At 68.4% G+C, this 19,943-nt stretch carries 31 protein-coding genes and 1 tRNA gene; 4 read left to right on the forward strand and 28 right to left on the reverse strand.

Going from position 1 to position 19,943, the window contains the following annotated elements; genetic code table 11:
* Positions 1-35: 35 nt before the first annotated feature.
* From ACFWI9_RS06945 to ACFWI9_RS07075, 27 genes are all read right to left on the reverse strand, one after another.
* Positions 36-1,601 (reverse strand): terminase large subunit domain-containing protein, encoded by a 1,566-nt coding sequence (locus tag ACFWI9_RS06945; RefSeq protein ID WP_387159478.1) that lies wholly within the window; start codon positions 1,599-1,601, stop codon positions 36-38.
* A complete protein-coding gene (locus tag ACFWI9_RS06950; protein WP_387159479.1) occupies positions 1,564-1,830 on the reverse strand; it encodes a hypothetical protein in 267 nt (88 codons plus the stop codon). The genes ACFWI9_RS06945 and ACFWI9_RS06950 overlap by 38 nt, the downstream gene beginning before the upstream one ends.
* 404 nt (positions 1,831-2,234) lie before the next feature.
* Positions 2,235-2,789: a hypothetical protein gene (locus ACFWI9_RS06955; protein ID WP_387159480.1), complete on the reverse strand. Its 555-nt coding sequence runs from the start codon at positions 2,787-2,789 to the stop codon at positions 2,235-2,237.
* A 298-nt stretch (positions 2,790-3,087) separates the two neighbouring features.
* Complete coding sequence (locus ACFWI9_RS06960) at positions 3,088-3,378, reverse strand: HNH endonuclease (RefSeq protein ID WP_387159481.1); 291 nt, start codon at positions 3,376-3,378, stop codon at positions 3,088-3,090.
* A gap of 66 nt (positions 3,379-3,444) precedes the next feature.
* Positions 3,445-3,792 carry a hypothetical protein gene (locus tag ACFWI9_RS06965; RefSeq protein WP_387159482.1) on the reverse strand — a complete coding sequence of 116 codons (348 nt, stop codon included), beginning with the start codon at positions 3,790-3,792 and terminating at the stop codon, positions 3,445-3,447.
* Between the two features lie 172 nt (positions 3,793-3,964).
* Positions 3,965-4,144 (reverse strand): hypothetical protein, encoded by a 180-nt coding sequence (locus tag ACFWI9_RS06970; protein ID WP_387159483.1) that lies wholly within the window; start codon positions 4,142-4,144, stop codon positions 3,965-3,967.
* Positions 4,145-4,158: 14 nt separating this feature from the next.
* Positions 4,159-4,386, reverse strand: a complete 228-nt coding sequence (locus ACFWI9_RS06975) for a hypothetical protein (protein WP_387159484.1) — start codon at positions 4,384-4,386, stop codon at positions 4,159-4,161.
* A 255-nt stretch (positions 4,387-4,641) separates the two neighbouring features.
* Complete coding sequence (locus ACFWI9_RS06980) at positions 4,642-5,196, reverse strand: hypothetical protein (RefSeq protein WP_387159485.1); 555 nt, start codon at positions 5,194-5,196, stop codon at positions 4,642-4,644.
* 7 nt (positions 5,197-5,203) lie between these two features.
* Entirely contained in the window at positions 5,204-5,473 is a 270-nt protein-coding gene (locus ACFWI9_RS06985; protein WP_387159486.1) for a hypothetical protein, read from the reverse strand.
* 11 nt (positions 5,474-5,484) lie between these two features.
* Positions 5,485-5,649 carry a hypothetical protein gene (locus ACFWI9_RS06990; protein ID WP_387159487.1) on the reverse strand — a complete coding sequence of 55 codons (165 nt, stop codon included), beginning with the start codon at positions 5,647-5,649 and terminating at the stop codon, positions 5,485-5,487.
* A complete protein-coding gene (locus tag ACFWI9_RS06995; protein ID WP_387159488.1) occupies positions 5,646-6,761 on the reverse strand; it encodes a hypothetical protein in 1,116 nt (371 codons plus the stop codon). The genes ACFWI9_RS06990 and ACFWI9_RS06995 overlap by 4 nt, the downstream gene beginning before the upstream one ends.
* Entirely contained in the window at positions 6,758-7,126 is a 369-nt protein-coding gene (locus ACFWI9_RS07000; protein WP_387159489.1) for a DUF6907 domain-containing protein, read from the reverse strand. The genes ACFWI9_RS06995 and ACFWI9_RS07000 overlap by 4 nt, the downstream gene beginning before the upstream one ends.
* Positions 7,123-7,398: a hypothetical protein gene (locus tag ACFWI9_RS07005; protein WP_387159490.1), complete on the reverse strand. Its 276-nt coding sequence runs from the start codon at positions 7,396-7,398 to the stop codon at positions 7,123-7,125. The genes ACFWI9_RS07000 and ACFWI9_RS07005 overlap by 4 nt, the downstream gene beginning before the upstream one ends.
* A 237-nt stretch (positions 7,399-7,635) precedes the next feature.
* A complete protein-coding gene (locus tag ACFWI9_RS07010) occupies positions 7,636-7,848 on the reverse strand; it encodes a hypothetical protein (protein ID WP_387159491.1) in 213 nt (70 codons plus the stop codon).
* Positions 7,849-7,897: 49 nt separating this feature from the next.
* Positions 7,898-8,053, reverse strand: a complete 156-nt coding sequence (locus tag ACFWI9_RS07015) for a hypothetical protein (protein WP_387159492.1) — start codon at positions 8,051-8,053, stop codon at positions 7,898-7,900.
* Positions 8,023-8,703, reverse strand: coding sequence for a hypothetical protein (locus tag ACFWI9_RS07020; RefSeq protein ID WP_387159493.1), 681 nt, complete (start codon positions 8,701-8,703; stop codon positions 8,023-8,025). Before ACFWI9_RS07020 ends, ACFWI9_RS07015 begins: the two co-directional genes overlap by 31 nt.
* Positions 8,703-8,987, reverse strand: a complete 285-nt coding sequence (locus tag ACFWI9_RS07025) for an HNH endonuclease signature motif containing protein (protein WP_387159494.1) — start codon at positions 8,985-8,987, stop codon at positions 8,703-8,705. Before ACFWI9_RS07025 ends, ACFWI9_RS07020 begins: the two co-directional genes overlap by 1 nt.
* 254 nt (positions 8,988-9,241) lie before the next feature.
* Positions 9,242-9,439 carry a hypothetical protein gene (locus tag ACFWI9_RS07030; protein ID WP_387159495.1) on the reverse strand — a complete coding sequence of 66 codons (198 nt, stop codon included), beginning with the start codon at positions 9,437-9,439 and terminating at the stop codon, positions 9,242-9,244.
* A 17-nt stretch (positions 9,440-9,456) separates the two neighbouring features.
* A complete protein-coding gene (locus tag ACFWI9_RS07035) occupies positions 9,457-9,969 on the reverse strand; it encodes a single-stranded DNA-binding protein (RefSeq protein ID WP_387159496.1) in 513 nt (170 codons plus the stop codon).
* Positions 9,970-10,069: 100 nt separating this feature from the next.
* Positions 10,070-10,501 (reverse strand): hypothetical protein, encoded by a 432-nt coding sequence (locus ACFWI9_RS07040; protein WP_387159497.1) that lies wholly within the window; start codon positions 10,499-10,501, stop codon positions 10,070-10,072.
* Entirely contained in the window at positions 10,498-10,677 is a 180-nt protein-coding gene (locus ACFWI9_RS07045; protein ID WP_387159498.1) for a hypothetical protein, read from the reverse strand. Before ACFWI9_RS07045 ends, ACFWI9_RS07040 begins: the two co-directional genes overlap by 4 nt.
* Positions 10,674-10,997, reverse strand: a complete 324-nt coding sequence (locus ACFWI9_RS07050) for a hypothetical protein (protein ID WP_387159499.1) — start codon at positions 10,995-10,997, stop codon at positions 10,674-10,676. The genes ACFWI9_RS07045 and ACFWI9_RS07050 overlap by 4 nt, the downstream gene beginning before the upstream one ends.
* Before the next feature lie 33 nt (positions 10,998-11,030).
* Positions 11,031-13,892, reverse strand: coding sequence for a YfjI family protein (locus ACFWI9_RS07055; protein ID WP_387159500.1), 2,862 nt, complete (start codon positions 13,890-13,892; stop codon positions 11,031-11,033).
* Positions 13,893-13,972: 80 nt separating this feature from the next.
* Complete coding sequence (locus tag ACFWI9_RS07060; RefSeq protein ID WP_387159501.1) at positions 13,973-14,233, reverse strand: hypothetical protein; 261 nt, start codon at positions 14,231-14,233, stop codon at positions 13,973-13,975.
* Positions 14,230-14,466: a hypothetical protein gene (locus ACFWI9_RS07065; RefSeq protein WP_387159502.1), complete on the reverse strand. Its 237-nt coding sequence runs from the start codon at positions 14,464-14,466 to the stop codon at positions 14,230-14,232. The genes ACFWI9_RS07060 and ACFWI9_RS07065 overlap by 4 nt, the downstream gene beginning before the upstream one ends.
* On the reverse strand, positions 14,463-15,098 hold the full coding sequence (locus tag ACFWI9_RS07070) for a hypothetical protein (RefSeq protein ID WP_387159503.1): 636 nt from the start codon (positions 15,096-15,098) through the stop codon (positions 14,463-14,465). Before ACFWI9_RS07070 ends, ACFWI9_RS07065 begins: the two co-directional genes overlap by 4 nt.
* 23 nt (positions 15,099-15,121) lie before the next feature.
* A complete protein-coding gene (locus ACFWI9_RS07075) occupies positions 15,122-15,409 on the reverse strand; it encodes a helix-turn-helix domain-containing protein (protein ID WP_387159504.1) in 288 nt (95 codons plus the stop codon).
* Positions 15,410-15,599: 190 nt separating this feature from the next.
* On the opposite strand from ACFWI9_RS07075, the gene ACFWI9_RS07080 reads away from it, so the two are divergent.
* Together ACFWI9_RS07080 and ACFWI9_RS07085 are read left to right on the forward strand one after the other, a co-directional pair.
* Positions 15,600-16,643: a helix-turn-helix domain-containing protein gene (locus tag ACFWI9_RS07080; protein WP_387159505.1), complete on the forward strand. Its 1,044-nt coding sequence runs from the start codon at positions 15,600-15,602 to the stop codon at positions 16,641-16,643.
* Positions 16,644-16,914: 271 nt separating this feature from the next.
* Positions 16,915-18,498, forward strand: coding sequence for a tyrosine-type recombinase/integrase (locus tag ACFWI9_RS07085; protein ID WP_387159506.1), 1,584 nt, complete (start codon positions 16,915-16,917; stop codon positions 18,496-18,498).
* Positions 18,499-18,918: 420 nt separating this feature from the next.
* On the opposite strand, the gene ACFWI9_RS07090 is transcribed toward ACFWI9_RS07085, so the two are convergent.
* Complete coding sequence (locus ACFWI9_RS07090; RefSeq protein ID WP_387159507.1) at positions 18,919-19,134, reverse strand: hypothetical protein; 216 nt, start codon at positions 19,132-19,134, stop codon at positions 18,919-18,921.
* 320 nt (positions 19,135-19,454) lie between these two features.
* On the opposite strand from ACFWI9_RS07090, the gene ACFWI9_RS07095 reads away from it, so the two are divergent.
* On the forward strand, positions 19,455-19,655 hold the full coding sequence (locus ACFWI9_RS07095) for a DUF5988 family protein (RefSeq protein WP_387159508.1): 201 nt from the start codon (positions 19,455-19,457) through the stop codon (positions 19,653-19,655).
* Positions 19,656-19,814: 159 nt separating this feature from the next.
* Positions 19,815-19,888 (forward strand) — tRNA-Met (locus ACFWI9_RS07100).
* The last annotated feature ends 55 nt before the right edge of the window (positions 19,889-19,943 follow it).

A 19,943-nucleotide genomic window follows, 5' to 3' on the forward strand; every position in this document is an offset into this window, starting at 1 on the left:
CCCGTCCCAGAGTCGGGCTCACGCCAGATCCCTCCTCACAGAACGCTGTTCATCAGGTCGTAGTCGTCCAACACGGCAGGGCCGCGCGAGAGCAGTGCCCAACGGGCTTCGGCGACAGCGACCAACGGCGCCACGTCGACCAGGCTGCTCGTCCGGTCCAGCACCCAGGCGTCGCCGACGCGGCGGGTGCGCGCGCCATTCACCGCCGCTGTGAGCGGCGACTGGTCCAGGTGGACGGCGGTGCCCTGGTTCATGGCGTCCGCCAGCTGCCCGCACGCCTCGGTCATGTCGTTGTGCCTCATCACCACCAGGTGCCCGCGGTGCGGGCGGTCCTTGTCCTCCGGCACCGTGATTCCGGCGACGATCAGGTCGTCGATGAGCGACCCGGCCGGCGCACCGGACGAACCGATCGCGACGAGCAGCGGGCCCCACAGCTTCTTGAGCCGCACCAGAGCGGGCACCACCCAGTCCGTACCCGCACGCCGGTCGACGACCTCGAGGTGCACCTTGCCGTCTGGCCGCTTGATGGCCGCGCCGATCGAGGACGAACTGCGGTCCTGGGATACGTCGACGGCGAACGCCAGATCACCCCTCGGCTTCGACTCCGCGTCGACCATGCCAGGCCACTTCGCCTTCGGCACGTTCGGGTCGGATGGCGGCATGGGCTTCCGCGTCCGGTTCAGGTACGCCCGGTCGAATCCGCTGGGGTCGTTGGCCATCTTCTCCAGCTCGGCGCGGATCACGTCCTCGGTGACCGTGTGCCCGAGTGCGGGCAGTGTCGCGTACCAGGTCGCCGGGTCATCGCGCGGCATATCCTCCGGGGCGTACCACTCGAAGTACGCTGCCGCGGGGCGGCGGGTGTTGGGGTCCTCGGCGAGCGCCTCCCATAGCGCCTCGATGAGCGCCCGCCCCGTCTCGCGCTTCTTGTTCAGCCACACGCTCTTCGTCGTGCCACCAGCCGAAGCCCACCAGAGCTGGGCCATGGGGCGGGTCAACATCGCCGGACTGAACGCCTGCTCGAGTCGGTCGTCCTCGTGCGCGAACGCCTCATCGATGAACCCGAGGTCGAGCGGCGGGCCGTGAGCGGCGCGTTCCGTGTTCGCGGTGATGCCCATCCGGCTGCGCTTCCCCGGCCAGAGAATCGCCTCGTTGCCGTTCGACTTCCGAATGCGGGCGTACCTGACCAGTGAGGAGCCGGAGATCTTCTCCCAGAACTCGTCTTCCCAGCGCTTGCGCGCATCGTTGCGGGTCTGGGCGGCGTAGACGATGTTCTGCCCGGGGAACGCCAGCGCGCGATGGACCTGCGCGGCCAAGCAGAGCTCGGTCTTTCCTTGCTGGCGTGAGACGGACAGGCCCACCTCGCGGTGTGCGAACCGGCCCGTGTCCGGGTCGAGCTCCAGCGCCACATCCGACACGTACTTCTGCCACGGCATCGGCGGCGCACCGAGCCGCTCCATGACCTTCCACAGCTTCGGCCCCAGTGACGGCCGATCCGGGTGCCGGGGCGTGCCCCACCTCGGAGGACAGACGAGCCCATAGCGCTCAAGCAGATCCTCGGCGAACTCAGTCGGGGGAGCCCAGGTCTCCGAGGTCGTCGTCATCGTCCGCGGCCCGCCCCTCGAGAAGCTGGGCGAGCGTCTGCCGGAGCTCGCGGTTCAACTGCGGCATCTGCTTGCCGTCCTCCCCGCCGCCGGAGTCGATCTCGCGGGCCAGCCGGTACGCCATCTCCGACAGTGACGGCTCCACGCCGACGAGGTCACCCAGCTGCTCGACGTCACTGCGGACGGCCTGCTCGACCGGCCCGTAGACGGGCTTCGCGGTCCTGGGCACGAGCGACCCCCTCATGATCATCTGGCCGTGATCGGCCCGGGGAGAGAAAAAGAAAAGGTGGGCGCGGGGCTGGGAAGACGATCACCCAAAAACGATCAAGCTGATCCATCCGGATCAAATCGAGATCATCGGGAGATCGAAGGCATCGATGCAGGTCAGATGCATGTCTGATCGGCACTGAGTGGCCTAGTAGGTCGCCACGGTCCTCGGGGATGCCGCACCCGTCAGCTCGGCAGCCTCGCGGGCCGTCAGCCAGATCTCGTCCTCCACTGGAGCCCTCCCAAGCATGCGAAAGGCCCCGCATCTCAAGTGGAGTCGAGGCCATGTATGAGGACGAAGGTATCCTGCTGATCGCGATCACGCGGTCTATTAGTTCAAGGTGCAAGCACCCGTCATGACGGGCGTCAGCGCTGGTTGTCCAGCCGCCTCAGCCTCTGCTGCTCCTCGTACAGCTCCTCCCATTCCTCCATCCATCCCTTGGCCTCGGCATAGCCCTTGGAGGGCTCGGGAACCTTGCCGGTTCGCCGGTACTGCCCCAGCACGTCCCGCACGTGGTCCGCCACCTGAAGGGCAGCCCGGATCTCGTGCGGCTCGTCCAAACCGTTCGGAACGAGGAGCTGCCAGTTGACGATCAGGTCTGCGGCCTCCTCCAGGCGCTCCCGGAGCTTCGTCTCGTTCAGGGTCAGAGCAGCGAGCCGGAGACGGTCCACCTGGCCGTGAAGCTGGTGCTCCCAGTCCTCCTCGGTTCCACCCCTCCTCCGGCGCCGGAAGAGGTCCTGAAACGCGAACACGGCTGCGGCGGCCGTATCGAAGGCGGCGTCCTGACGGGCGGCTTCACGCTCTTCCCTCGCCAGCTTCGTCTGATGCCTCTGCTGGAGCCACCCGCCGAGGAGTGCGGCGACGGTACCCGCGCCAGCACCGATGATGCCTGCAAGGACTTCTGCTTCCATGCCGGACATCCTGCCGACGAGACCCACCGCATGGGGTCAATCCCGTCAATTTCATGAGCCGCAGTGCGTCATGAAGCTCCTGACGGGCTGCTCTGACGGTGCGCCTCGACCATGCCCATCAGCTCCAGGAACGACGACGACGGCGCAGGGAGCGGCTCGTCCCGCACGAAAGGCGCCCAGGCAGTCCAGTGCGTGATCACACAGTTCGGTGAGGATGCCAGCTGAGCCACTGAGTCAGGGGGCTGCCCGGGGGCACCTAGCGCGGGAGGGTCTGTGCTCCGTTCCTGGACCTTGTGGGGCAGCCGGGTCAGGGTCCGGCGTACCAGTCACGGGAGGTGACCAGGCGGGTGACCTCGGCCAGGGCCTTGCTGCCCTTGTCGTTGTTGCACTTGCGCCCGCAGACCGCGCAGCCGTCGACGCCGTGGATGGGCGCGAGGTTGTCCGGGTCCTTCGCTGCTCCGCCCTTGCTGACGGGCGTGATGTGGTCGACGGCTTGGGATCCGTCGTGGCCGCACATGATGCAGACGGTGGACTCGGCGAGGATGCGTGCGCGGGTCTTGCGGTAGTCGTAGCTGGTGAGTTCGGCGCGTCCGGCCACGGGTTCCTCCACACATGCGTGAGCCCGATCTGCGTCGCGCCGGTCGGGCTCGCTGGCATGCGTGGGTCAGCGTTGAGTGAGCTGCATGTCGTCAAGGGTCCAGGTCTCGTTGTCCTTGGTGGAGACGGTGCAGACGTAGTTACTGCGAACGGTGGCGCCGAAGCCGTTCTGACTGTCGACGACTCCGGTGACCTCGTACTTCCAGGGCTTGGTGCCGCTCTGGACGGTGGTCTTGGCGTAGTCGGAGTCCATGACACCGGGGAACTCGGCTGTGCCCGGGGACTTGAGGCGGTCCTTGACGAAGTCCTCGCACATGATCGCGGCGGAGTGGCCGTCGGGTGAGCCGTCCCCGCCGCAAGCGGTGAGGCTGATGAGCAATGTGGCGGTAATCGCGGTAGTGGTTCTGGTGCGCATGGTCCCCCCTGGGCTGGTGCGGACGAAGGGGACATCATGGCGGCCGCTGGGTGCTCTACGGGTGGGTATGGCGAAAGCCCCGACCGGAGGGGTGGTCGGGGCTTTCATGGCTTGCCGTCTGCGTGTGGGCACGCTGGACGTGCCCTCAGTGTTACACCTGGTGGTTGATGGTTCAAGCTGCCTTGGGTGTCAGGTGTGCTCGGAGTTCGTTGAGGTCGATGAGTGATCGGCCTGCGTGGTCGTAGCCGTGGTGGGTGAGGTGGCCGCGGCGGAGCCATTGGCGGATGGTGCCGGGCTTGATGCCGGTGGCTGCGTGGGCGGCGTAGGGGTCGACGAGGACGGGCTGCGTCATACCTCCATGGTGCGCTATCGGCGTCCATCCTCGACGTGATCCAACCCGCCGTGATGGAGACAGCCTTCGCGGTCGAGGCTCGGCGGTTGCACGTCGCCATCCCTGCAGACCCAGGTCTCTTCGTGGGGCAGCGGCGGCGGCTCGGTGAAGGTCGTGTACACCAGCGCGAGGGCCAACATCGCGAAGAACCCGACCAGGCAGATCAGTTTCAGGCCGACGAGGATCTTGATAACGGACTCCATGGCCCATGCTCCCGCGATCTCGGCAGTGCGTCAGCCCTACTGGCAGAAGTGCCCGATGGGGTAGTGGCCGCCGCAGCTGACGCAGTAGTACAGCGGCGGCTGTTCGAAGCGCAGGGCGGCGCGGAGAAGGGCATGGATGTGTCGTCGCATCGGGGTCTCCGGGTGGTCTACGGGCCGGTCTACGGCCGGTTCAGGTGGGGTCTACGGCCCCTTCTCCGGTGCTCTGATCTGCGTCTACGCCCTCAGGAGGGGTGTCTACGTGGGCGGGGGGAGGAGGGGTTCGATGTCGGTGCGCTTGATGCCGCTGCGGCCGGCCTTGTCGCCGATGCGGACCTGCTTGTGGATGGTGATGCCGCAGTGGATGAGGACGGCTCGGAGTCGTGCGTCGTCGAGGTGTTCGGCGGCTGGGCGGGCTTGGAAGGCGTCGTACACGTCCCGGAGGAACACTGCGGGCTGGTCGCCCATGAGGGCGTGGACGCCTTCGATGACGCGGCGCTTGAGGTCGTCCTCGGTGGGCGGTACGGGGCGCCCTGCCCGCCAGGCGGCGATGATGTAGGCGCCGGCGGCCGCAGCGAGGAGCCGGGGCTCGGTGTTGGCCGCGCGGACGGTGAGGAGCGCGCCGAGGCCGAGGCCCGCCAGTCGGGCCGGGGGCTTGGCCATGACCCAGGCCTTGAGTTGCTTGGCGAGGAGCTTGTGGCCGCGACCGATGCGGCGGGGGTGGATGCGGCGGGCGGCCCACCGGGGCCTCCCGTGCCCGAAGTTCGGGACGGGAGGCAGTTCGAGGGTGTCGGCCTCGGGGTCGGTGGCCACGGGTCGGTCAGGCGTTGCCGGCGAAGGTGGCGAGCATCTGGGCGAGGCTGCCGAAGAACTGTCCGATCATGGCGCCGATCTGGGTGCCGGAGAGGGACAGGCCGAGTCCGAGACAGACGAAACCGGGCATGAGGTGGAGCTTCTTCGTCTTGTCGCCATGCTTGAACATCCACCAGGCGACACCGCCGAGGACGATGATCAGCAGGACTGAGATCGGGACGGAACCGCCCTGCCCGGAGGGCGCGGCAGGCGGGGCAGCGAGGAGCGCGGTCTTCACAGTGGGGTCCTTCAGTACGAGAGGCCGACGATGGCGGCGATGAGGAGGAGGCCGGCGAGCGCGATGCGGGCGAGCAGCTGGTGGGCTCGGGAGTCGCGCGGCAGGACCTTGAGGAGCAGTGCGATGCCGAGGAACGCGGGTAGTCCCCAGTAGCCGAGGGCGTGGTAGGTGATCACGCGTAGCCGCCTCGCATCGGGCCGCCGCTGTCGTCGGCCTTGGGCTTCTTCGCCCGCGAGAGGACGGTGCGGACGTATCCGTCGTCGACGTTGATGCGGTTGATGCGCTGGACGCGGTCGACGATGTCGGAGGCCTTTGTTCTGGGTCCCAGGGCTGCGGCGGCGTCGAGGATCGCCTGCGTCTTGGTCACGGGCGGCAGGGGGTTGACCTGCGGTGCATCGTGATGCGCATCATCCGCATCACCTCTCTCCACGATCACCTCGTGGGGCTGTCCGCCCAGCACGAGGGCGACCTGTAGGGCGTCGACAATCACGCCGTAGGTGATGAGCAGGGAGGCGAGTTCGACCGGGGGCGTATCAGGGTGCGCATCATGGGCGATGCGGATCGCATCAGCAGGGTCCATCTCGGCGAAGCGCCGCCGTAGCACTTCGGTGGCCGAGCGTCGGGAGGGAACCGGCGCCGCCTGGGGCGCGGTCGGCGTGACGGCGTACATACCGACGAGGGCGGTGTCTGCGCCTTGCCGGAGCCGGTCGCGCTGGACCTGGATCAGATCGGCGCCGAGCGCCGTGTCGCCCACCCCTACGCGCCGGGCGAGGCGCCATGAGGCCCGCTCGGAGCGTTTGCGGGCCCGGGCGCTGGGGTGCTTGGCCGAGCGGGCTTGGTGGTAGGCCAGGCGTTGCACGGTCTCGGCGTTCCGTCGCTGGGCTTCCGTGTCGACGCCGGTTCCGTGGACGACGATGCGGCGGGCCAGAAGGCCGAGGCCTTCAGCTGCGGCGGACATCGCCATGGGCGTGATCATGTAGACGGTCGCCTCACGGGTGTTGTCGGCGATGATCAGACCGGTGCTGGAGGCCGCGGCTGGCGCCAGCCACAGGCCGGCGCGGACGGGCAGCGGAGCGGCCTGGCCGAGCATCGTCAGCCCGAGCATCACGAGGGCCAGGATGAGCACGACGCCTTCCCCGGCGGCGACGACACCGGCCGCGGTGGCGGCTTTGCCGAACTCGCTCGCGATGTTGCTGTAGGTACCCCAGGCACCGAATGCTCCAGCGGCGATCATGGGCAGGGTCGCGGCGGTCAGTACGGCGATCTGGCCTCGGGTCAGGGTCTTCACCGGCCGGCCCCTTTCGGCGCGGCCAGCCGGCGGGCGGGGCATCGCAGGGTCTCGGTGTGCTGGACCAGGGCTGCCGCGACCGCGTCCAGGACGGGCGCGTCGAACTCGTGCCACTGGTCAAGCTCGGCCGCGACCAGCGTGCGCCTGTCGCTCGGGCTGAACGGCCGCTGCACGAGCGACGCGGTCAGCACCAGGACGGGTCCGTGGCAGGCCGTTGGCACCATCAGTCGGACGTCGGCGCACTTGTGCTCGACGTCCTCCCGGCACCCCTCTGCAGGGTGTTCACCGAGGCACCAGGAGGGTTCGAGGAGGGTCACGTCGCCGTGGTCGGCAGTGGTGATCGCGACGATGCGACGGCCGGTCACGGGTGCACCCCCTCTGCGACGAGGCGCAGCAGGGTGGCGTACTCGCCCCTGGTCTGGCCGGGGCGGACCTGCGGGGCGGCGGCGAGGAGCAGCTGCTCGGCGGCGAATGCTGCGTCGGTCAGGCCGTGCTTCTCCTGGGAGCAGAGCAGGGCCTCGTAGAGGCGGCTGGCGGCGTGCATCGGGGCTTCGGGCTGGGAACCGCCGAGCCTGTCGGCCACCTTGCCAAGGAGCTGGCGGGTGTCGTCGTCGAGGACGATGCGGGTGTCGGTCATCGCGCGCCGCCGGGGCGGTTGGCGCGGACGCGTCGCAGGGCCTCATCGGGGTCCGGGTCAGAGTCGCCGGGGCGCGGGGGCATGGGAAGATGCCGGTGGTCCATGAGGAGCTTCCGTCTCTCTCGTGGTCAAGTTCCCGGGCAGGCGTTCGCGCGCCGTCCGGGGGCGTCAGGGGTCGGGCGGCGCGGCCGCTCCCGGGTGTTCCACCACCTGGGGAGCTGTCGTCCGGCCCCGCTTCTATTCGGTTGGGGTGTGCTTCTTGATCGCGTTGCTGACGGCGGTCCAGCTCTTGCCGACTTCCTTGGCGACCTTGTAGACGCTGCCCATCTCGGCGACGCCGTCGGCGAGTGCCTGGGCGCGTCGGATGGCGGCTGCCAGTAGCTCGGATTGGAGCTGTTCCACCAGCTCGTCTTCGTGCTTGAACCGGTCTCGCCAGGGCTTCTCGGTCACGCTCACGAGACTATCACAGGGGGGTGTGATAATGGCAAGGGTGCGGAGCTCAACTCTGGCCCTTCTCAGCCGTGTTGATCGTGCGCATGACCTCCGCGGCGTGCCGGGCACAGATGATCGCCTCGCCTTCCGGGTCGAGCGCTTCGGCGGTGCAGCGGTTGCCGTACCGGTTCGTCATGCGGCAGGTGACGACTCGCTCGGGCATGGGTCCTCCTGCTCGTCCTGGTCGATGAGGGTCTTGAGGTCGGGCCAGCTGGCCGGCGGGTAAGCGCAGCCGCACCAGCGGCAGGTGACCAGCGGCCGGCCGGGGTAGTGGCGCAGGATCGCGCCGCAGATGGCGCCGCTCGGGTCGACGGCCGGACACGCACCGAGGCGGGTACCGCGCTCGGTAGGGTCGGACGGGTTGACGACCGAGGCGACGTCCCGCTCGAGGTCGCGGATCTCCTCGGCGAACGCACCAGCCAGGGGCCAGCTCGCCGCGATCCATTCGAGGTTCATCGACAGCGCCCGGGCTGCAACGGCGACACGACGCTCGATGTTGCCCGCGACGGCCGGTTCGCGCCACCCGCGGTCGGACTGCATCGCCGAGCGCCAGTCCTCCAGCACGCCGACGATCCCGCCGGGGCCGCGGAGGGTGAACGCGGGTTCGGAGACCGGGAGTGGCGCGTCCACAGCCTGTGTGCGGCCGTACTGGGCGCTGGCCCTGCCGCCGGGCTGGAGGAAGGCCTCCAGCCCGGCGTAGAGCTTGGACATGCGGTCGAGCCGCCGGGCTGTGGCGAGGGTGCAGCCGGGGCAGAGGTAGCCGTCGGTCTGGTTCCGCTCGCACAGCTGGCAACTTGCGGGGGCGCCGCTCATCAGGACGCCTTCCCCTGACGCCATTGGCGCCCCTTCGTTGCCATGTCGCGCATGTTGTCCGCGTGGGTGCCGACGGAGAGGTGGTCGGGATTGACGCACGGCGGGTTGTCGCAGCTGTGCATGACCAAGAGCCCTTCAGGTATCGGCCCGTGGTGCAGCTCGTAGGAAAACCGGTGCGCGCCGACCGTGCGGCCGTCGTCTCCCTGCAGGGTGCCGTACCCGTGGTCACCTCTGGCCGCCGTCCAGATCCAGCAACCGCCAGCCCCGTCTTTGTCGACGCGCATCCAGAACCTGGTGGTCGCGTTCTCACGCGGACGGAACCCGAGGAGAGAGCCGTGGCGGAGTCGCCGGGTGTAGTGCTTCTGGCAGAGCCCTGTAGCGAAAGGGGCATGCCCACAGTCAGGCGCCTGACAGATGTCCGGCTGGCGCGGCGGCGAGTAGTTCGGGTCGCCGTGGTGACGCCACCGCCACCAGTGCATGCCGCACCATCCGCGAGCCTTGGCGGCCCTGTCGCATCCGTCGATGGTGCACATGGCGGTCACGTGCGCTCCGGGGTGGTGAGGGCGTCGCGCCAGTCGCGTACCGCCTCGTTCTTCTGGGTTCGGGCGAGGACGGCGGCCGCGGTCCGCAGATCGCGGCGGGCGTCCAGGTGCTCGCCGATCAGGTGCTGCAGGATCATCAGCAGGACGCCGAGGTTGGTGCCGGCGGCAAGCATCAGCAGTTCGTTGTTGGTCATGGCGATGTCCTCCTTGATCAGAACGGGGGCTCGGACTGGGCGGCGGCGGCCTGCTGGGCGGGCGGGGTGGTTGACCACCCGCCACCTGCGGGCTGGCCGTTCTGTGCCGGGCGGGCGCCGCCCCATCCGTCCGCCTGGGCCTGGCCGTTGGTCGACTGGCCGCCACTGTTCTTCTTGGTGACGACGGCGGAGACGTAGGTGAGGGATGGGCCGACCTCGTCGACGTCCAGCTCGTAGACCGTGCGCTTCACCTGCTCGCGATCCTCGTATGAGCGCTGCTTGAGGCGGCCCTGGACGATGACGCGCATCCCCTTGGCGAGGGTCTCGGCGACGTTCTCCGCGGCCTGGCGCCACACGGAGCAGGTAAGGAACAGCGGCTCGCCGTCCTTCCACTCGTTGGCCTGCCGGTCGAATGTGCGCGGGGTGGACGCAATGCGGACCTTGGCGACCGCCACCCCGGACGGGGTGAAGCGGAGCTCGGGGTCGTCGACCAGGTTGCCGACGATCGTGATGGTGGTCTCGCCCGCCATGGGGCCTCCTTCGGGTGGGCAGTCGTGTCCGTCTGGAGCGCAACTGCGGAATGCTGGGTTGGAGGCCGGGCCCGATATCCGCGGGCCCGGCCGGCATGGGTCAGGTGACGGAAGCAAGCCGGGCGGAAAGCCGTTCGCTGCGCCGGTACTCCGGGGCGAGGTTCAGCGGGAGGTCGAGGAAGTCGGCAGCGGCCAGGCGACGACCGAGGCGTTGCTCGATGCAGCCAATGCACAGGAATCCGAACGGGCACATTCCGGCCGCGGCCCATACGTCGTCGCGGACCATGTACCGCTCGTCCGTGCTGTCGGTGCCACAGTCGGAACAGTCGTATTCCCACTGGTCGGTCATACCGAGCCACATGTCCTTGAACATGGTCAGCAGGACGCACATGTGACTGTCGGCCCCTCCGTGGTGCAGAGCACCATGGAGCTCCTCGGCAGTGATCCACTCTCCGAGCACCGTGCCGAGGGCGGCGAGCTCCACCCGGCGGTGGCGATTCTGGCTGAGCCAGTCGCGGAAGCTGACGCTCACGGTGTCTCCTTCTGGGGGTAGGTGCGGCGGTAGTTGGCTTCGCGGAGCTTGGTGGCGTGGCGGATAGCGAGGCCGCGTTTGCGAGCGGCGGGGAGGGCTGCGCGCTGGCGCCTCTCGCCTTCGACCCGGGCCCGGGCGGCGGCGATCTTCTCGGCGACCACGTCGTCGACGTTCACGAGATGGCCGGTGGAACCTCCTCGCGCAGCTGACGGACCGTGGCGCTGATCCGGCCCACGCTCAGTGCTCGCTGCTGCGCTGCAGTGGCCGCGCGAACGGACGCCCGTACTTCGCTGTACGGACGGTCGGACACGGCAATCCGGTAGCCGTGCTCGTGGTACTCGCTGTCCGGTGCGAAGCAGTGGGCCAGGCGGTGCACGGTGGCACCCACGGGCGCTGCTCCGTGGATGTGCCAGTGACAGCACCAGCGGCACCACACGCGCAGATCTGCGCCTTCAGCGCGCTGATCAATGAAGCCGGGCAGTACGGGTGCGTCCATGGCTGTCCCTCATTTCTGGGGATTGTGGGGGGCCTATGCGGCCTTGAGTGACGGGGCTGGTGGGGCGTAGACCCACGGGTGAGGAATGAAGCGGGGCGACTTGCTGCGCCCCCGCTGGCCCTGCTCGCGCTCCGGCTGAGGAAGGGCGGCAACCCACCCGTAGTCCTCGAGGGAGCGGATCGCGTCCTTGACGTCGTCGGCGGTCTCCGCCCACTCCTTGCCGTTCTTCATGGCCTGCCAGGCGTCGCGCTCACTGAAGTCCGCCTCGGGCTTCTGGCGGCGGCGCAGCCAGGCAAGAAGGTCGCGGGCGGGCGAGAGTTCAGCGTCGCGGTTGCGGCCCATGAGGTCGTACACGCGCCGGGCGTGCGCGATCAGGTAGGGCGCCATCTGCACGGCCTGGTGGACCTGCTGAATGTCGACGCGCTGGGCGTGGGGGTTGGTGTACAGGGTGAGCAGGGCGGCGATGCGGGCGCACTGACCGTGGAGCTTGCCTGCCCAGTCGCCCAGCGAGTGGAGGTCGCCGCCTTCGGCCAGGCGCGGCTCAAGCTGGCTACGGAACTCGATCAGGGCGTCGGTGGCAGCGGTGGTGAACACCATGGCCGTCGGGTCGAGGGTGTCCCAGACCTGCTCGACAAGACTGGTCATGCGCAACTGGTAGCCGGTGGTCAGCTCATCCGGCACCTGCGTCGGGCGCATGTTGCGGCTTCCGACGAGGGATGTCGGGTACCCGTACAGGAAGCGGGCGAGCAGGCCCTTTCCCCGCAGCGCTTTGTTGTGCTGGCGGCCGAGGCCTTCGAGGACAGCGGGCTGTACAACCAGGGCGAGCGCGACGTGCGCAGCGTCCATCGGCCGGCTGGCCCGGGTGATGCGGTCGGTCGGCTCGACGTCGCCGGAGTAGGCATTCAGGAAGAAGTTGATGTTCGGCCTGCCCTGTGAGTACAGGCCGGACAGGATCTCGAACAGCGTTCCTTCTGCGGAGAGGACAGCGATGCGCCCCCCGTGCTCGGCAGCCCGCACCTGGGCAGCCTCGGGCGTGATGTCGCCGAAGAGGATCCGGGGGGCAACGCGCGTCTCGCCGATCTCAGCGAGCTTCCGCCGGGCCTCGCTGGCGTCCGCCTCGGCGTCGTCCCGCTGGGACTTGTCGGCGGCGGTCGCGGCCTTCTTCTCGGCCTGCGCCATGCGGGCCTCGTTGATGCGGCGCTCCTGCTCCTGCATTTCGATCTCGGGCTCGGCCGCCTCGCGCAGGACCTTCTCGGCCACCTTGATGGGGGCAGCGAAGTACCGCAGCATCGGCGACTTGAGCTCGCTCGGCCCGGCGATCGGCACCGCCCACAGCGACGTCGTCTCGGTCCAGCCGGGCATGACGTGCAGGTTCCGGCGCCCCCCGATGGCCGCAGAGATGGCGCCCAGCACGGTGAGGGCGGGCATGTCGACCGGGACCTGGTACGCCTCGGACACGGCGTTGACGATGGTGGCGAGCTCCGTACCGAGGGCGGTGACAGGGAACTTGGGTAGGGGCGGCGGGTCGATTGAGATGGGCTCGTCCCACTCCTCCTGACCCTGATTCGTCCCCCCAGAATCCCCGGAATTGGAGTGCCCCGTATTTCTGGGGATTGTGGGGGGAGGATTCTGCCCTCGGGTGGGCCACTGCCGAGGCTCCTGGCAGCGGCGCCGGATCTCCGAGAGCACCGAGGCGGAGAGGCTGCGGGCAGCAGGCAGGCACGGCTTGCCCGCGGCAGCCCGCATCAGGTCCTCGCCCGCTGCGATGCGGTTGCCCCCGTAGTGGAGGTGGGCGAAGACGGTGCCCTTCGTCAGCTTTTCCCCGCCGGCGAGCTTGCCGACCGGAAGGTCGGAGCGGTCACTCCAGTTGATCGCGACGTAGTCGTTGCACAGCAGGCTGTACGGGCTGGACGGACGATCGCCGCCGGATGCGGGACGCAGCCACTTCTCACGGCCGTCCGAGTGCGTGCCTTCGAAGGTGAATCCGGCGGGCTCGAGGATGTCCGCCCAGGACGCCATGTCCTGCAAGACATCGAAGGGTCCACCCAGTTCGGAGCGCTGAGCCTGCGGCCTGATAGCCCGGGGAGCGGGAACCTTCATGCCGAGGCGGGCGGCCCGGCGCTGCTCCTTCTCCTTTGCCGCCAGCGCCAGCGTCTCGTGCGCCTGCGGCCCCAGCTGGTCGACGACGGCGATGAGCTCGTCCAGGGAGTACACGGCGCCGCTCGACTCGCCGAGCGCGGTGGGCCGCTCCGGGCAGCCGGGCTTCCGGTTGACCGTGCCGATGAGCTTCATCAGCCGGTCGAGGTTGCCGACCTGCGTGTCCCAGCACCAGCCGTTCCGGTACGCTGCGGCACCGAGGATGGCCTGGACGTCGGTTGTGAGCTTCTTGACTTGCGCCCGGTCGTCGGCGTCGCCCAGGGTGTGCGCCTCGGCGAGCAGCCAGACGGGGTTGCCGCCGCCGCCGGACCAGCCCCACCCGGTGGGCACGGGCAGGCCGCTGTCCTCGACGACCTTCACGACCGCGTCGGGCGTCGGCGGGTGCGGCAGGTCATCGAGGCCGGGCTTGTGGCCGATGGTCCCGTAGTCGCCGTCAGCCCAGATGTAGGTGAGGACGTGGGCAAGGTCTTCGCCGCCACGCTTCCCGGGCGGCGGGAGTTCGCGCAGCGTGGTCGTCTGGGCGTAGATGCCTTTGGGCTTGTGGCGGTCGAGCTCGAGCGCGTACTCGGTCGCGGCGTCGAGGCCCTCGTCCGTCGCGGGAAAGCGGCGCCCGACGAAGTTGTCGTGGTCGGAGGTGATGCTCACGTGGCCGTCTGCATGGCCGTAGAGAACGCCGAGCCAGGACCGAATGGTCTCCGCGTCTGCGGTGGGGGCCTCGGTGATGCCGGGAGAGGTCACGAACGTCTCACTTCTGAATTCCGTGTCTGACAGAGGGTGTTCGCGGTGAGTGGGCGCACCCCCAGTGCGCCCGCTCACGGCTATGCGGCGTCCCGCATCTGGGTGGCGATCTCCTCGCCCGCGGCGGTGATGGCTTCGGTCCAGCGGCGTGCGGCCGCGAGGACGCACACGGGGCTGGGCTGCTGCTTCAGGTCGTGCCGGATGGAGTCGAGGACCATCTCGCGCAGGGCGCGTTCAGCGGCGCGGTTCACGTACAGCTGGTCCTCGTCGCTCTCAGGTGTGGCGTCGACTGGGTTGTCGACGGGCCATTGCCCGGGCCGGCGGTTCTCCTCGCTGGTCATGCTGCCTCCCGGTGGACGGGCCAGCCCGGCCCCGGCGGGACTTCAGGCCTGCCTTGTAGGGCGTTCGGTGTGTGGGTCGGGCAGCGGTCGCCGGTGACGTACTGGCGGACACCGTCGACCTGCTTGCAGTACTGCCCCTGTGCGCCATCCCAGTGGCGGCACTCGCGCCAGGCCGGGAGGCCGGAGGTGTCAGAACCCTCGGCCGCTTCAGCGGTAGTGGTGGGCGTGGTCACTCGGCCTTCTCCTGGGCCATCAGGCGCCGGAGGTTGTGCAGGCCGTCGACGAACTGCTCGAAGCTGGTGATGGCCTGGTCGAGCGAGGTGCTGTTGAACATGAGGCCGTTGCCGCTGCCGGTCCGGAGGAACACGCTGGGCGTGTCGTCGACGAGGTTCTCGTCGGTGGCGAGCTCGGCGTCCAGTCGGACCTGCTCGCCGAGCGTGTCGTTGATGACGACCTCGACGGCGGGGGCGTAGTGCTCGAAGTACGTGGTCCCGTCGTCGCAGCGCTGGAGGACGCAGCGGCCGGAGCACCACAGGTAGTGACCGGCCTCGGCCTGTTCCTCCTTGGCCTGCTCGCGCTGGATCATGTCGGCGATGGGCTTGAGCGGCTGCTGGTCGGCGACGCGGTCGATGAGCTCACCGAGGATGTCGACAACGGGGAGCAGGTCGCGGTTGTGCTGGTCGCGCACGGCTTGGGCGAACGGCAGGTGGACGACACCAGCGGCCAGGGCGCGGCGGGCGTCCTCGATCACGGTTTCGCCGACTCCCGCCCTGGTGAGCGCGGAGAGGACGGTGGCGAGAAGGTTCCCCTCACCCTGTCCCGAGTTCGCCTTGGTGGTGGCGGGCTGGTCCTGGATAATGGTCATTGCGGCACTCGCTTTCTCTGCTGTCAGGCGGCGTGGGTGGTGTGCTCGCTCGAAGCCACTGGGGCTGGACCCCCAGTGGCTTCGCTGTTCTCCGGGACGATCTGCAGGACCCGGAGAAGGTCTTGCGTGATCACGCGGTACGTCTTGCCGGCGCGGAGCACCTTGCAGGGGAATTGATCAGCCCTGACCAGGGCATAAGCCGTCGTTCGGCCGATTCCGAAGGCCCGGGCTGCGGTCTCGACGCCGACTGCGGCCGGGAGAGCAAGTAGCTCGTCGCGGGTGAGAGGCCCCCGCTCAGCTAGCGTTGTCATTATTCGTGACACTCCTTGAGGAAGTTGCTTCCTGGGGAAGTATGGCGAGTGTGGACCCCTGGTTCAGGCCGTGTCAAGCGCTGTTGTCTTGTGCGAGCACAAAACCCATGAGAGCGTTGCTGAATAATGACAACCTGTCCGACCGGGTCCGGCCAAGGCGTGGCTGGTCCGGTGAACCTGGAGGATTGCTGTGGAGCAGCAGCCGATCGAGGGTGATTGGGCTACCCGTCTGGCCCTGTCGATCGCCACCGAGGTGCGAAGGCACCGACAGCGGCGGAAGATGAGCGCGCAGCAGCTATCTGACCGCTGTGGGGAACTGGGGCTGCCGATCCAGCGTTCAGTCTTGGCGAACTTGGAGAGCGGACGTCGCACAACTATTAACGTTGCCGAAGTGCTTGTCCTGGCCGCCGCGCTGGGTGTTCCCCCGGGGGAGCTGATCTTTCCCGTGGGTAACTCGCCGGTGGTTGAGATTTTGCCGGGAGAGAAGCGTGAACCGCTGGCCGGGATCAACTGGCTTGCGGGGATTGACTCGTTCAGTGGGCAGACGTCGGCACAAGCGACGGGTTCACTTCTCCATGCTCGTAGTCATGAAGAATTGGTGGGGAGACTCAACCAGGCGCTGGCGTTCCGGGAAATTGCAGACGCCCGGATGGCGGAAGTGGCTCAGTATCGGCAGGCGGCGCAAGACTTCGCCGATGCGGAGGCGCAGGCAGCCGCTGCTCAATCAGAGTTGAACCGGCTTGACGATGCCGCTGATGGGGATGCTGAGCGCCTGAGTGAGCTGCAGAAGGAGCTCCTGGCTCTAGGTAACCGCCTTGGGGATCTTGCCCGCGAAGCGGAACTGTACAGGCGGGCTTTGAGTTCTGCTCATCGTTACCATGTGAATGCGACTTCACTTGAAGAACGCCTGCGGGCATTCCGTAAAGGGATTAGAAGAGTTGGGGGAATTCCGCCGCTACTTCCGTCAAGTCTGTCGTACATTGAGCCTGGTGCCCCGACGCTTGAGGACATAGAGGTGGTATCTTCCCGCAGAATCGAAGAGTCACCGGGCAGGCCTGACGGTAGGCGTGCTGATGAAGTCCTCGGTTCAGTCGTCGAGGAACTGCCCTCAGAGGTCGGGAGTGCTCTTGAGGGACTCCTTTCAGAGAGATTCGCGGACCTCGTAGCTGACGCTGTTGTACAAAAGCTGGAGCGTGGTGGAGCTATTGCTGAGGGTGGCTCTCCGGAATCGTAGTGCGACTGCTGGATCACTGTTTCCAGTCGGTCTCGATGGTGGCGTAGTCGAGGTATCCGCCGTCGGGTATGCGTCCTTGGCGGGCGGGCGGGCGGGCGGGCGGGGCGGACGGTGACGTCGAGGAGCGCGCGCAGCCGAACTCCAGGCCAGCGGCGGGAAGCTTGGGATGAACTCTCGCCCAGGTGAGGAAAGAGAAGCAGGCAGCCGAAGAGCAGCAGGGAGAGAAAGATGGGGCCCACGAGGGCGAGTGATCAGCGAAGGGTGGTGCCTGATGGTGACGTCGCGCCGCGCGGGCGGTATCAGTAAGCGCTGCGAGTGCCGCGGCTCAGATGGCAAGCGGCTCGGCGCGGCCTGCCCGCAGCTGTCGAAGAGGTCGCACGGCAGCCACCGGGTCGCCCAGGAGTTGCCGCCGGACGAGGCGCGTGGGCGCCGTCGGTTTCAGCGCACTGGCTACCCGCTGGCCAAGGACGCACAGGCCGACCTCGACCGCATCCGCGCCATCCTCGACCTGGCCGGCGACGACGAGGACTCGCAGCGCCGCGTCGGCGACCTCCTCGCTGGCCTGCAGAAAACACGTGCACCGATCCCCGAACCGGCCGAGGTGTCGCGTCGGCTCGGCGTTGGCGTACCGCTCAACGGGGCGATGACTGTGGGCGAGTGGCTCGACACCTGGCTGGCCTCGAAGAAGACCAAGAAGAAGACGACTGGCGGCTACGAGTCCCACATCCGTGTCCACATCCGGCCAGCACTCGGGCACCTTCGCCTCGACCGTCTGAACGTCGGTCACTGCCAGGAATTCTTCGACGCGGTCGACGACGCCAACGAGGTGATCCGTGCGGAGAACCAGGCGCGCCGCGAGCAAGAGGCCCGCTGCACGCGCGGCCGGCCCGGGGTGCCGAAAGTATCCGAGCGCGCCCAGCTGGAGCAGGAGCGGGAGAAGCTGGCGGACATGAAGCCGTACCGCCGCGTCACCGGGCCGGCGACGAAGCAGCGGATCCGGGCGACGCTGCGCACCGCGCTGAACGGGGCGATCCGCCGACAGCTCATCACCTTCAACCCGGCCGCCCACGTCGAGCTCGCCTCGGGCAAGCGACCGAAGGCCGTGCTGTGGACCGACCAGCACGTCACCCGGTGGCGGGAGACGGGCGAGCAGCCGAGCGCCGTCATGGTGTGGACACCAGCACAGCTGGGCGAGTTCCTCGACGCGGCCGAGTCGGACCGGCTCTATGCCTTCTTCCACCTGATCGCGTTCCGTGGATTGCGCCGAGGTGAGGGCGTCGGCCAGGACTGGGTGAACGTCGACCTCGACGGACAGTCCCTCACCGTGGCCAAGGAGATCGTCGTCGACGGCTGGACCCCGGTCGAAGACGTACCGAAGACGGACGGCAGCGCGGGCACCATCGGCCTGGATCGAGCGACGGTGCAGGCCCTGCGCGAGCACCGCGCCCGCCAACTGCAGGAGCGGGACGCGTGGAACGTGCGGGCTGCGGAGGAGCGGGCCGCGGGAGAGAAGTCTGCCGACTGGGTCGACACGGGCAAGGTGTTCACCGCCGAGTCGGGGGAGTGGCTGCACCCGGACGTCGTGTCGAAGGCGTTCCGCCGACTGTACGAGTCGGTCGGCCTGCCGCCCATCAACCTTCGGGACTTGCGGCACTGCGCGGCCACGCTGATCCACGCGGGCGGCGGCGACCTCCACGCCATCAAGGAGACGCTGCGCCACTCGACGATCAAGCTTGCGTCCGACACGTACACGTCGCTGCTGCGGGAGGTGGACCTGGAGATCGCGGAGAAGGCGGCGGCCGTGGTGCCCCGTGCGCGGAAGGCCGGGGACGATCCGGTGCCCGCATCGGCGTAGCCCGGTACGATGGATGTGGAACGAGCGAGGCTCCGTCACTGCAGGTGGCGGGGCCTTTCTGCTCAGCCGATGCTCAGCCGAACGCGCCATAATCAAGCGTCACCGGGTGACATGAAGTGGCACGGCGGAGGTGTTCAGGCCTGAACACCTGGGCCGCTGACCAGCAGTGACCGATGCGACGCGGCACAAGGCGGCACGGGGCGGCATTGACTGGTCCGATAGGCCCCCGGACTTTTAATCCGTTGGTTGTGGGTTCGAGTCCCACACGGCCTACTCGTCGGAGCGGTATCACTGGCGCTCTGACCTGCGTGTTCCGCGACCCGATCGGGATTTCCCGGTCGGGTCGCCGTGCGTCTGACAGTATTTCGGGCCAGGTGCGTGCCCGATGCGTGCCCGAAACCGAATACCTGGCGAGGCGGGTCACTGGGCCCCCGACTGCGAGATGCCCCGCACGAGTTGGCCGACCACGTTCAGGATTCCCTGTCCGAAGTCCGTCGGTGCGACGAGCAGCCCGAAGACCAGCACGATCGCCACCGTCAGCCACTGGTCCGAACGGCTTCGCGCCTCGACGTGTCGGCGAATGCGGAAGTAGATGACGACAGCCAGCAGAACCGCCGCGTTGAGCGTCACGATCATTGGAACGGCTCCCCCTCGATGAGTCGGGACAACGCCGTCGGGCGCCGCGGTGTCCCGCTGTGCACGGGCGGTGCTGCCACCCCCGGCGTCTCCATGTCGGAAATCCCCTCCCAGCCGTATCGCCACTGACAGCGGGTGAGTGGAGGATCACCAGAGGTAGTGGAATCTCGGTCAACCGCTGGGTGGGCGGAGGCAGGGTCCCTCATCGTGGAGCAGCTGGCAGGGGCACCTGGAGCGATCTCTCGGGCTTCCGGGACGCGCTCGGCGTCCGGGTCGGGCCCGGACGTGCGCGCCGCCGCCGGGGTGGCAAGACTGGAGGTATGGCTACCAAGGCACGTTTGGAAGGCGGACCGGACGACCTGCAGGGGAAGATCGTGCCGATCACGCCGCCAGGACGCGAGCTGAAGATTCCGCACCGCGGCGGCTACGAGCACTTCAAGGCCACCACGCGACACGAGGACAGCACCGAGGGGCGGCTGACCGTGTACGAGTGGTGGGAGCGGACAGAGGTCGCCGAGTAGTCGCCGGAAGGCGCGGATCCGCCGGGCTGGTGGGGCGGACGCGCCGTGCTGGTGCGGACGATCCGCGCCGTAGCGCGTGCCGGGAACGGCCTTCTTGGCGGGTCGCACGGAAAAGTGGTGTGGATCTTGCTCCGCATGGCGTAAGGTTGTGTTCACCGACGCGGGGTGGAGCAGCTCGGTAGCTCGCTGGGCTCATAACCCAGAGGTCGCAGGTTCAAATCCTGTCCCCGCTACTGAACACAGAGGGGGGGGGGGGGGCGCGGGGGGGGGGGGGGCGGCGGGCGGAGG

This window comes from Streptomyces sp. NPDC127084, from assembly GCF_042724175.1.
Taxonomy (GTDB): Bacteria; Actinomycetota; Actinomycetes; order Streptomycetales; family Streptomycetaceae; genus Streptomyces.